Consider the following 10809-nt stretch of genomic DNA (forward strand, 5'->3'; position numbering starts at 1 on the left):
CGAGGCGGTGAGCGAGCAGCGGGCGATCTTCGTCAGCGGCGGCGCGTCCGGCATCGGGCGCGCCATCGCCGAGCTGTTCGCCGCGCGCGGCTGGTTTGTCGGGCTGGGCGATATCGACAGCGCGGGGATGGCGGCGCTCGCCGCCATGCTGCCCGCGGGGCGTGTCTCGACGCACCAGCTCGACGTGCGCGACCGGGGCGCATGGGAACGCGCGCTGGCCGAGTTCATCGCCGCCGCCGGCCGGCTCGATGTGCTGGCCAACAATGCCGGCATCCCGCTGGGCGGCGCGCTGGCCGACAATTCGCCCGAAGAGATCACCCGCTGTCTCGACATCAATCTGAAGGGTGCGCTGTTTGGCGCGCAGGCCGCGTTCCCGCATCTCGTCCACAGCGCCCCCGGTTCCTGCCTGCTCAACACCGCCAGCGCGGCGGGCATCTGGGGCACGGCCGGGGCGAGCGTCTATTCGGCGACCAAGTTCGGCGTCCGCGCGCTGACCGAAAGCCTCGATGGCGAATGGGCCGAACATGGCATCGCAGTGCGCAGCCTGATGCCCGCCTTCATCGACACCCCGCTGCTCGACCACGCGCCCAATGTGACCAGCAACGAACGCATCCGCCAGCGCGTGCTCGATGCCGGGCTGGAGATTACTCCCGTCAGCGATGTGGCCGAAGCCGCCTGGGCCGCTGTCCATGGCGAGCGGCTGCACACGCCGGTCGGCAAGACCGCCCGCCGCCTCGCCTTCGCCAGCCGCTGGATGCCCGCCCGCCTGCGCCGCATGAGCCGCGCCAGCGCGCGCCCGATGGGGCGGTGAGGATGCGCGTCGTATTGCTCGTAGCGGCGCTGGCCGCGCTGGTCGCAACGCTGCCAACACCGACCGCCGCGCAATCGCAGCTGCCGCCGGGCCAGCCTTTTGCCACCGCTACGACGCATCGCGTGCACTCGACCATCCTTGGTGGCGAGCGCAGAATCACCATCCGCCTGCCGGCCGAATATGCGGCCGAACCCGAACGGCGGTTCCCGGTGGTCTATCTGCTGGATGGCGGCCCCCAGCAGGATTTCGAGCATATTGCCGGTATCGCGCAGAGCCGCGAGATGAACGCCAGCTTCGCGCCGTTCATTCTGGTGGGCATCGAAAGCGTGAACCGCCGCCACGAATTGTCGCCGCCGGTGGTCGATCATGCACCTTACCAGGCGTCTTTGCGCGCCGTGCCAGGTGGCTCGGCCCGTTATCGCGATTTTCTCCGCGACGAGCTCAAACCGATGATCGCCGCATCGCTCCGCACCAGTGGGGAGGATGCGGTTATGGGCGAATCCCTGGCGGCCTTGTTCGTGGTCGAAACGCTGTTCGAAGAACCGGCTTTATTCGACGATTATATCGCCATTTCGCCTTCGCTGTGGTGGGAACAGATGAAATATCCGCGCGAAGCGGCTGATCGGTTTGCCCGCTTTCCGGCCGGCGAGCGGCGGCTCTACCTGACGGTCGCTAATGAAGGCGACTGGCATCGCGAGGGGATGGAACGGCTGGTCGATGTCCTGCGCGAAGCTGCGCCGCCGGGTTTGCAATGGATCTATGTCCCGGTGGGCGACAGCGAGACGCATGGCACGCTATTTCACCCCATGGCGCTCGACGCCTTCCGGACACTCTATGGCACGCCGACCCGCGAGTATAAGGCGGAGCGACTGATCGGCGGACGGGCTCCGCTTGAGCGCAGCGCGGAGGAGCAGGCCCGCATGGACGCGCCCTGCACGCGCGACACGGCTTGGCGGACCACGCCTGGCGCGGCGGCAGCAGGGCGCGATCGGCTATATTATCGCTGCCTGCTCTACGACCTTGGCCCGCTTGCACGCGAGGGCAATCTGCGCCGGTGAACTTGCGCCCGCGCCTGCTACGCTGTCCTACATCCCCGGCGGCGCGCTAGACCGCTGCTATTGCGTGTGGGCTGGCGAGGGCCCCCTCGTGCAAACCTGTCACCTGGCGGGCATAGAAGATACATTCATTGTTGATTATCAAGCAATTGCAATTGCCGTGGGGCGGATGACACCACTGTCGCCTTTGTCGCCTTCTGTAGGATTACAGCAGCGCGTCGATCGCCGCGGCCATGCGCGCGTCGCGGGCGCTGAGGCCGCCGGCGTCGTGCGTGGTGAGCGCGATCTCCACCCGGTTGTAGACGTTCGACCATTCGGGGTGATGATCGTGCGTCTCGGCGAGCAGCGCGACCCGGCTCATGAAGGCCCAGGCGGCGCTGAAATCGGCGAAGGTGAAGCGCCGTTCGATCGCCGCGCCATCGCGGGCCAGCGCCCAGTCGGGGTGCGCGGCGAGCAGCGCATCGCGCTCGGCATCGGTCAGACGGGGGACGGTCATTGTCTCTCCTTGCGCCCGGCCAGCGCGGGCGATTGTTCGCCGCGCGGCTTTCGCCTATCGCGCGGGGCCATGCAAGCGCCGCCGCCCGCCGCCCTCGCCGCCCGCGATCTCGCCTGCCGGCGGGGCGACCGGCTGCTGTTTCGCGGCCTCTCGCTGGCGATGTTGCCGGGCGAGGCGATGCAGGTCGTCGGCGCCAATGGCACCGGCAAGACCAGCCTGCTGCGTATCCTTGCCGGCCTGCTGCGCCCCTATGCCGGCACGGTGGAGCGCGGCGGCGAGGTGGCCCTACTCGACGGGCGGCTGCCGCTGGACGAGCACCTGCCGCTGGGCCGGGCGCTGGCTTTCTGGGAGCGGATCGACGGGCGCGGTTACGGCGCGGAGGCGCGGGCGCGCTGGGGGCTCACCGCGCTGGAGGATGTGCCGGTGCGGCTGCTCTCCACCGGGCAGAGGAAGCGCGCAGGCGTGCTCCAGGCCAATGCGCGGGGCGCGCCGATCTGGTTGCTGGACGAGCCGCTCAACGGCCTCGACAGCGCGGCAGCAGAGGGGGTGGAGCAGGCGGTGGCGGCGTTCTGTGCCGGCGGCGGGGCGGCGGTGATTGCCTCACACCAGCCCTTCACGCTCGCCGGGATGCGCCGGATCGACCTGGCAGATTATGCGCCATGAGTGCGGCTGCGGCGATCCTGCGGCGCGATCTGGCGCTGCTACTGGGCAATGGACGCGGCGGACCGCTGCTGCCGGTGCTGTTCTTCTGCGCAGTGGCGGTGTTGTTCCCCTTCGCCGTGGGGCCGGATGCCAAACTGCTGGCGCGCACTGGTGGCGGAGTGCTGTGGGTCGCCGCTTTGCTCGCCGCGATCCTGCCGCTCGACCGGTTGATCGCGCCCGATATCGAGGCGGGTTTCTTCGACCAGCTGGCACTGCGCGGCGTGGCGGAAGAAGCGGTCTGCGCGGTCCGGCTGGTGGCGCACTGGCTGAGCTTCGGGCCGCTGCTGGTGCTGGCGAGCGTGCCGGTCTCGGCGCTGCTGGCACTCGAGGGAGAGACGCTGCGCCTGCTGGTGCTGGGGCTGCTGGCGGGGACACCGGGGCTGGCCGCGATCGGGCTCATCATCGCCGCGCTGACCGCCTCCTTACGCAGCGGGGCGGCGCTGGCCGGGCTGCTGCTGGTGCCGCTGGCGATCCCGCTGCTGATTTTCGGCGCCGGCGCGCTGGCGGGCGGCGATCCGGCCGCGCTGGCTTTTTGCGCCGCGATCAGCCTGGTGCTGTGCGCCATCGCCCCTTTCGCCGCCGGCGCCGCGGTGCGCGCCGCGCGGGAAGGTTAGGCGTAAGGAGGCTTGTCGCGGCCGGTCGGGCTGAGGGTGAAAATCTCCACCCCGTCCTCGGTGATGCCGATCGAATGTTCGAACTGGGCCGAGAGGCTCTTGTCGCGGGTAACGGCGGTCCAGCCATCGTTCAGCAGCTTGACCCACGGTTTGCCCAGATTGATCATCGGTTCGATGGTCATGAACATGCCGGGCTTCAGCACCGGGCCAGTGCCCGCCTTGGCGGCGTGGACCACTTCGGGCGCATCGTGGAACAGCCGGCCAAGGCCGTGACCGCAGAATTCGCGCACCACGCCGTAGCGGTACTGTTCGGCATGGGCCTGGATCGCCGCGCCGATATCGCCCAGCCGGTTGCCGGGGCGCGCCTGTTCGATGCCCAGCATCAGGCATTCATAGGTCACCTCGACCAGCCGCCGCGCCTTGAGGCTGACATCGCCAACGAGATACATCCGGCTGCTGTCGCCGTGCCAGCCATCCATCAGCGGGGTGACATCGACATTGACGATGTCGCCATCCTTGAAGGTCTTTTCGGACGGAATGCCGTGGCACACGACATGATTGATCGAGATACAGCAGCTATGTTCGTAGCCGCGATAGCCGAGCGTCGCCGGCACCGCGCCGGCATCCAGCATCATCGCCCGCACCTTGTCATCGACGCTGGCGGTGGTCGCGCCGGGCGCGACCCATTCAGCCACCGCGTCGAGGATTTCGGCCGCCAGCGCGCCGGCCCGACGCATCCCGGCAAAGCCGGCTTCGGTGTGCAGTTTGATCGAGCCGTCGCGAATGACGGTCTCGTCGCCGGTGACGAGTTGGTAATCGGTCATGCGCCCTGCCCTAGCGGGTGCCGCACGAAATTGCGAGCGTCAGCGTGGCGGGGCAAACGCCGCGCGGTAGGCCGGCTTCACCGTCGCCAGCACCGCGGCGGTCACCGGCAGGGTGATGTCATACGCACCTTCGGCATAGGGCCCGGCAACATAGGGCCCGGCGTGCAGCGTCAACCGGTCGATCCGACCAGCCCCGCGCGCCTCGGGCAGAACGGTGAGTTCGGCAAGCGGTGGGCAAGCGGCGAACGGATCGCCCGCACCGGGCCGATAATCGGCGCCCCGTCGGCTGCTGCGCTCGGCGTCAAGCGCCGCGCAGTAATCGCTGCGGATCGCGGCCTCGAGGGCGGTGGGCGTGGTGAACAGGTCAAGCGTGGGCACTGGCCGGCCCGCCGCCTTGCCCCACACCAGCCCCTCGCGCCCGCTGATCCCGTGCGCCCCGCCCGAATATTCGTAGAACGCTTTGGACAGGCTGATCAGCTGCGGCCCTTCGGCCAGCACCTGCCATTCGCTCTGGCTGACATAGGGGCGGAAGGGAAAATTGTTCGCTGCCGCGTCACGCTGAAAGGCGCGCGCCTCGCGGGCAAGGTCGGCCCGGGTGCTCCCCATCCGGTGGTGCAGTTCGGCCGCCAGGCGGGGATCTGCCCCGGCCGCCGCCGGCCAGCTATATTTGAACTCTTAAAGGCCGTTCGCCTCGGCCACAGCCTGCGCCCCGCTAGCACCGGCGGTGCTCGATGCGGCAGGTGGCGCAGGCTGCTCGGGCCCAGCGGCCGGCACGCAACCGGCGAGCATCAGTGAGACGAGAACGACGGCACGGCACGGCATGGTCATGCGAAAACTGTCGCACATCCTGGCCCTACCGCGCTAGGGGCTGCGCATGAAAAAGCCGGTTGAACTGATCGAAGCCGATCGCGGGCAGACCGCGGTTGCCATCCACCTCGTCGACAAGGACGGTTATGCCGCATGGGCGAAGTCGCTGACCGCCGGCCAACGCGCCGCGCTTGGGGCGCAGAAATTCGATGGCAGCGGTTATCAGGTCGGCATCGTGCCCGATGGCGATAGCTGGTTTGCCGTGGGCGGCGTCGCCAACCCAGAGAATCTGTCGAGCTGGTGCATGGCCCGCCTCGCCGAAGTGCTGCCCGAAGGCACTTACCGCCGCGCCAATGGGGAGCCCGGCCCGGCGCTGTTCGGCTGGCAGACCGGGCAGTACCGCTTCGCGCGCTATCTCGAACAGAAGCCGGCGCAGGGGCCGCGCATCCTGTTGACGAAGGATGCCAAGGCGCTCGACCTTGCCCGCGCCGAGGCGCGCGCCGCCAACCTTGTGCGCGACATGGTCAATACCCCGGCCGAGGATATGGGGCCCGCCGCGCTCGAGGCGGAGGCGGAGAAGATCGCCAAGAAGCACAAGGCCGCGCTCACCGTCACTGCTGGCGAGCGGCTGGAACAGGAATTTCCGCTGGTCCATGCGGTCGGCCGGGCGGCGGCGCGGCACCACGCACCGCGCATGATCCGCCTTGAATGGGGCCGCGAGGGCGCCCCGCTGGTGGCGATCATCGGCAAGGGGGTGACGTTCGATTCCGGCGGGCTCGACATCAAGCCGGCATCGGGCATGCTGCTGATGAAGAAGGATATGGGCGGCGCCGCGCACGCGATCGCACTGGCTGGCCTGATCATGGAGACGGGGCTCGATATCCGGCTGCACCTGCTGGTGCCGGCGGCCGAAAACGCGATTGCGGGAAGCGCCTTCCGCCCCGGTGACATCCTCACCAGCCGCAAGGGGCTGACTGTGGAAATCGGTAATACCGACGCCGAAGGGCGCTTGCTACTGGCCGATGCGCTGGCCCGGGCAAGCGAGGATGCGCCCGACCTGATCGTGGATTTTGCCACGTTGACGGGCGCCGCACGGGTGGCGCTCGGCCCCGATTTCCCTGCGCTGATGACCCGCCGCGACGAAACGGCCGAGGCACTGCTGGCGGCCGGCAAGACCCATGACGACACTCTGTGGCGGCTGCCCTTGCCCGAAGCCTATGCCGAGTGGCTGAAAACCGACATTGCCGACATAAACAATTCGCACACCAACGGTTTTGCCGGGGCGAGCGTCGCCGGCCTGTTCCTCGACCGTTTTGTCGGGAAAAATCCGGATGGTACCCCGCTCGACTGGGCGCATATCGACACCTTTGCCTGGCAACCGATGGTCAGGCCGGGGCGGCCCAAGGGGGGCGCGCCACTCGGGCTCCGGGCGGTGTTCCATATGCTGCGCGCCCGCTATGGTGGGTGACCAAGGCGGTGAACTTGCCTGCCACGGCGCCAGCCGCTAAGCGGCGCGGCAGTCAGACCGGGGGTATTCCAGCCGCGTGAGCGCCACCAGCACCTACTCGCCGCCAGAGGGGGAGATTGCCCTGTCCGGGCCGGTCTCGCGCCCAGAACTCGGCACTTTGCCGATCCGCGGCGATTTGGCGCATATCGCGCTCGCCGGGCGTTATCTGGTGCCGCATTACATCCAGCCGCAGCCGCGCCGCATCGGTGCGGACAGCGCACGCCTGTTGTGCGCCCCGCAGAATGACAGCCAGACCATCCAGATGCTCGCCCCCGGGACGATGTTCGAAGCGCTCGATTTCGCCGGCAAGTGGTGCTGGGGTTGTCTCGGGCCGGACGGGCCGACCGGTTATGTCGAAACCGCCCAGCTCGCCCCGATCGGGGAATGAGCGCGCGGGTCTTCATCGACGGCGCCGCCGGGACGACCGGGCTCGAAATCGCCCAGCGGCTGGCCGGACGCGGTGAATTTGATCTGATCGCTCTCGACGAGGCGCAGCGCAAGGATGATGCCGCCCGGCGCGACGCGCTGAATGCGGCCGATTTCGCCATCCTCTGCCTGCCGGACGATGCTGCGCGTGAGGCGGTTGCCATGCTCGATGAAACAGCCCGCACCCGCATCATCGACGCATCCAGCGCGCATCGCACGGCTGCCGGGTGGACCTACGGCTTTCCCGAACTGGTCGGGCGCGAGCAGGTGGCCGCAGCGCGGCTGGTGAGCAGTCCCGGCTGCTATCCCACCGGCTTTCTGGCACTGGTCGCACCGCTGATCCGCGCCGGGCTGTTGCCGGCGGACTGGCCGTACACGGTTAACGCCGTCAGCGGCTATTCGGGTGGCGGCAAGGCGCTGATCGAACGATACGAAACCGGCCCCGCGCCGGGCTTTCGCGCCTATGGCTATAATCTTGCGCACAAGCACCTGCCGGAAATGCAAGCCCATGCCGGGCTAGAACATCCGGTGCTGTTCGCGCCTGCCGTGGTCCCGGTCTATCGCGGAATGATCGTCGAAGTGCCGCTGCATCTGGGCGCGATGCCATGCCAGCCCCACGCCGATGCCCTCCGCGATGCCCTGATGGCGTTTTACGCCGAAGCGCCACTGGTCACGGTCCACCCATCCGGCCTCCGCGACGAATTGCTGTTGCTGCCCGATGCCCGTCCGTCAGACGGGATTGAGCTGTTTGTATTCGCTGATGAAGGCGGGTGGAACGCCCGGCTGGTCGCACGGCTCGACAATCTTGGCAAGGGAGCCAGCGGGGCGGCGGTGCAGAACCTCAATCTGATGGCCGGCCTGCCCGAAACCGCCGGCCTGGTGCTGCCCTGATTTTGGGCACAGGCTGCCCCGCAAACAGGCAGGCCCGACCCTTTCGCGCGCCCGGCCCATGCCCTAATGCTAGGAGATGCCATCTGGCATGATTCTTGAAATCTTGGCGGACAGGCCACGCGGGGGGATCAGGTGAAAAAGATCGAAGCCATCATCAAGCCGTTCAAGCTCGACGACGTGAAGGAGGCGCTGCACGAGGTCGGCGTGTCGGGCATCACCGTGACCGAGGCCAAGGGCTTCGGCCGGCAGAAGGGCCATACCGAACTCTATCGCGGCGCCGAATATGTCGTCGATTTCCTCCCCAAGGTGAAGCTGGAGGTGGTGGTGGCCGACGCCATCGCCGAACGCGTGGTGGAAGCGATTGCCGCCGCCGCGCAGACTGGCCGTATCGGCGATGGCAAGATCTTCGTGTCCACCATCGAATCCGCCCTGCGTATCCGCACCGGCGAGCGCGACGACGACGCGATCTGACACCTCTTTTCCAGTTCCACGAAAGGCAAGACATCCATGGCAAGTGCGAGCGATATCCTGAAGCGCATCAAGGACGAGGAGATCGAATGGGTCGATCTGCGCTTCACCGATCCCAAGGGTAAATGGCACCATCTGACGATGACCGCCGGCGTGCTCGACGAAGATATGCTGGAAGACGGGCTGATGTTCGACGGCTCGTCGATCGAAGGCTGGAAGGCGATCAATGAAAGCGACATGGTGCTGCGGCCCGATTTGGACGCGGTCTATGTCGATCCGTTCAGCGCCACCCCGATGCTGATCATCTGCTGCGACATCGTTGAGCCGTCATCGGGCGAACTCTATGCCCGCGATCCCCGCTCGACCGGCAAGCGGGCCGAAGCCTATCTCAAATCAACCGGCATCGGCGACACTATCTATGTCGGGCCGGAAGCCGAATTCTTCATGTTCGACGATGTTCGCTTCGAAGATGGCTATGCCGGATCGGGCTACCGGATCGACGATATCGAGCTGCCGACCAATACCGGGCGCGAATATGAATCGGGCAATATGGCGCACCGGCCGCGGGTCAAGGGCGGCTATTTCCCTGTCGCCCCCGTCGATAGCGCGGTGGACATCCGCGCCGAGATGGTAGCAACCATGCTCGAAATGGGGCTGCCCTGCGACAAGCATCACCACGAAGTCGCCGCCGCGCAGCACGAACTGGGCTTGACCTTCGGCACGCTGGTCGAAACCGCCGACCGGATGCAGGTCTACAAATATGTCGTTCACCAGGTTGCCCATGCCTACGGCAAGACGGCGACTTTCATGCCCAAGCCGATCAAGGACGATAATGGCTCGGGTATGCACACGCACATGTCGATCTGGGAAAACGGTAAGCCGACCTTTGCCGGCAATGGCTATGCCGGACTCAGCGAAACATGCCTGTTCTTCATCGGCGGGGTGATCAAGCACGCCAAGGCGCTGAATGCCTTCACCAACCCGTCGACCAACAGCTACAAGCGGCTGGTGCCGGGTTTCGAGGCGCCGGTGCTGCTGGCCTATTCGGCGCGCAACCGGTCGGCCTCGTGCCGCATCCCCTATGGTGCGGGCGACAAGGCCAAGCGGGTCGAGTTCCGCTTCCCCGACGCGATGGCCAACCCCTATCTGTGTTACGCCGCGCTGCTGATGGCCGGGCTCGACGGGATCCAGAACAAGATCCACCCCGGCGAGGCGATGGACAAGAACCTCTACGATCTGCCGCCGGCCGAACTGGCCGATGTGCCGACCGTGTGCGGCAGCTTGCGCGAAGCACTCGAGGCGCTCGAGGCCGATCATCAGTTCCTGCTCAAGGGCGATGTCTTCACCAAGGACCAGATCGACGCTTATGCCGAGCTCAAATGGGCCGAAGTGATGCGCTGGGAAACCACCCCGAGCGCGGTCGAATTCGATATGTATTACAGCGCCTGACGGTCCGCTTCGCCGTTATCTGACAGGGGGCGTCCGGCCAGACCGGGCGCCCCTTTTCGCGTGCGAAAAAGTGCTGTCCTACAGCCATCCCGCCGCGCTAGCCTGCCAGCTTCACTGACAGACTGGAAGGAGGGGCGCGTGAACCGCAAGCCCATATTCGATGCCGTGCGCGTGCTGCTGGGGCGCGGGTTCCGCCGGGCCGAGGTACGGTCGCTGGACGCGGCGCTCGACGCCGCGGCGGGCAGGCCACGCCCAGTCCCGACCGCAATAAGCCCGGCCGGTATTGCGCTGATCAAGCGGTTCGAAGGGTGCGCCCGCCGCCTCCCCGATGGCCGCATCGCCGCTTATCCCGATCCCGGCACGGGCGGCGCCCCGTGGACCATCGGTTGGGGCAGCACGGGCGGGGGGATCGGGCCGGAGACGGTATGGAGCCAGCAGCAATGCGATGAGCGTCTCGAACGCGATCTGGCGCGCTATGCAAGCGACGTCGCCGCCGCACTGGGGGATGCACCAACGACGCAGGCGCAGTTCGATGCGCTGGTCTCGTTTCATTACAATACTGGCGCAATCGGCCGGGCGACGTTGACCATCCGTCACCGTGCGAGTGACCATGAGGCTGCGACGGCGGAATTCGCGCGCTGGAACCGCGCCGGTGGACAGGTCTTGCGGGGCCTCGCCATACGCCGGGCCGCCGAAGCCGCGCTGTACGCGTCAGGCTGATCGCCATCCGGCGGGCTGGAACTTCAGGTGCCACCACGA

The 10809-nt window shown here is 67.2% G+C and carries 12 protein-coding genes and 1 pseudogene; 10 read left to right on the forward strand and 3 right to left on the reverse strand.

From position 1 onward, the window contains the following. Positions 1-7 precede the first annotated feature (7 nt). Both ILT46_RS01710 and ILT46_RS01715 read left to right on the forward strand, forming a co-directional pair. Positions 8-811: an SDR family oxidoreductase gene (locus ILT46_RS01710; RefSeq protein ID WP_199502887.1), complete on the forward strand. Its 804-nt coding sequence runs from the start codon at positions 8-10 to the stop codon at positions 809-811. Positions 812-813: 2 nt separating this feature from the next. Further along, positions 814-1869 (forward strand): alpha/beta hydrolase, encoded by a 1056-nt coding sequence (locus ILT46_RS01715; protein ID WP_199502888.1) that lies wholly within the window; start codon positions 814-816, stop codon positions 1867-1869. 202 nt (positions 1870-2071) lie between these two features. On the opposite strand, the gene ILT46_RS01720 is transcribed toward ILT46_RS01715, so the two are convergent. Continuing rightward, the gene (locus ILT46_RS01720) at positions 2072-2362 is read right to left on the reverse strand and encodes a 4a-hydroxytetrahydrobiopterin dehydratase (RefSeq protein WP_199502889.1); all 291 of its coding nucleotides are present in this window, start codon (positions 2360-2362) and stop codon (positions 2072-2074) included. A gap of 69 nt (positions 2363-2431) precedes the next feature. On the opposite strand from ILT46_RS01720, the gene ccmA reads away from it, so the two are divergent. Next, positions 2432-3025, forward strand: a complete 594-nt coding sequence (gene ccmA, locus ILT46_RS01725) for a heme ABC exporter ATP-binding protein CcmA (protein WP_199502890.1) — start codon at positions 2432-2434, stop codon at positions 3023-3025. After that, positions 3022-3678 (forward strand): heme exporter protein CcmB, encoded by a 657-nt coding sequence (locus tag ILT46_RS01730; protein ID WP_199502891.1) that lies wholly within the window; start codon positions 3022-3024, stop codon positions 3676-3678. The genes ccmA and ILT46_RS01730 overlap by 4 nt, the downstream gene beginning before the upstream one ends. Here ILT46_RS01730 and map read toward each other — a convergent pair. Both map and ILT46_RS01740 read right to left on the reverse strand, forming a co-directional pair. After that, positions 3675-4502 carry a type I methionyl aminopeptidase gene (gene map, locus ILT46_RS01735; protein ID WP_199502892.1) on the reverse strand — a complete coding sequence of 276 codons (828 nt, stop codon included), beginning with the start codon at positions 4500-4502 and terminating at the stop codon, positions 3675-3677. The genes ILT46_RS01730 and map overlap by 4 nt on opposite strands. 39 nt (positions 4503-4541) lie before the next feature. Continuing rightward, positions 4542-5165: pseudogene (locus ILT46_RS01740) on the reverse strand (DUF4163 domain-containing protein); the annotation flags it as partial. Positions 5166-5376: 211 nt separating this feature from the next. Here ILT46_RS01740 and ILT46_RS01745 point away from each other — a divergent pair. The 6 genes from ILT46_RS01745 (at position 5377) to ILT46_RS01770 (ending at position 10770) form a co-directional block, all read left to right on the forward strand. Continuing rightward, complete coding sequence (locus tag ILT46_RS01745) at positions 5377-6777, forward strand: leucyl aminopeptidase family protein (protein WP_199502893.1); 1401 nt, start codon at positions 5377-5379, stop codon at positions 6775-6777. A 76-nt stretch (positions 6778-6853) separates the two neighbouring features. Continuing rightward, positions 6854-7204, forward strand: a complete 351-nt coding sequence (locus ILT46_RS01750) for a hypothetical protein (RefSeq protein WP_199502894.1) — start codon at positions 6854-6856, stop codon at positions 7202-7204. Next, positions 7201-8133, forward strand: a complete 933-nt coding sequence (gene argC, locus ILT46_RS01755) for an N-acetyl-gamma-glutamyl-phosphate reductase (RefSeq protein WP_199502895.1) — start codon at positions 7201-7203, stop codon at positions 8131-8133. Before ILT46_RS01750 ends, argC begins: the two co-directional genes overlap by 4 nt. Positions 8134-8265: 132 nt before the next feature. Then, complete coding sequence (locus ILT46_RS01760; protein ID WP_199502896.1) at positions 8266-8604, forward strand: P-II family nitrogen regulator; 339 nt, start codon at positions 8266-8268, stop codon at positions 8602-8604. Positions 8605-8640: 36 nt separating this feature from the next. Continuing rightward, on the forward strand, positions 8641-10050 hold the full coding sequence (glnA, locus tag ILT46_RS01765) for a type I glutamate--ammonia ligase (RefSeq protein WP_199502897.1): 1410 nt from the start codon (positions 8641-8643) through the stop codon (positions 10048-10050). Positions 10051-10188: 138 nt separating this feature from the next. Further along, entirely contained in the window at positions 10189-10770 is a 582-nt protein-coding gene (locus ILT46_RS01770) for a lysozyme (protein ID WP_199502898.1), read from the forward strand. The last annotated feature ends 39 nt before the right edge of the window (positions 10771-10809 follow it).

It is taken from the genome of Qipengyuania sp. YIM B01966 (assembly GCF_016461955.1).
Classification (GTDB): Bacteria; Pseudomonadota; Alphaproteobacteria; order Sphingomonadales; family Sphingomonadaceae; genus QFOP01.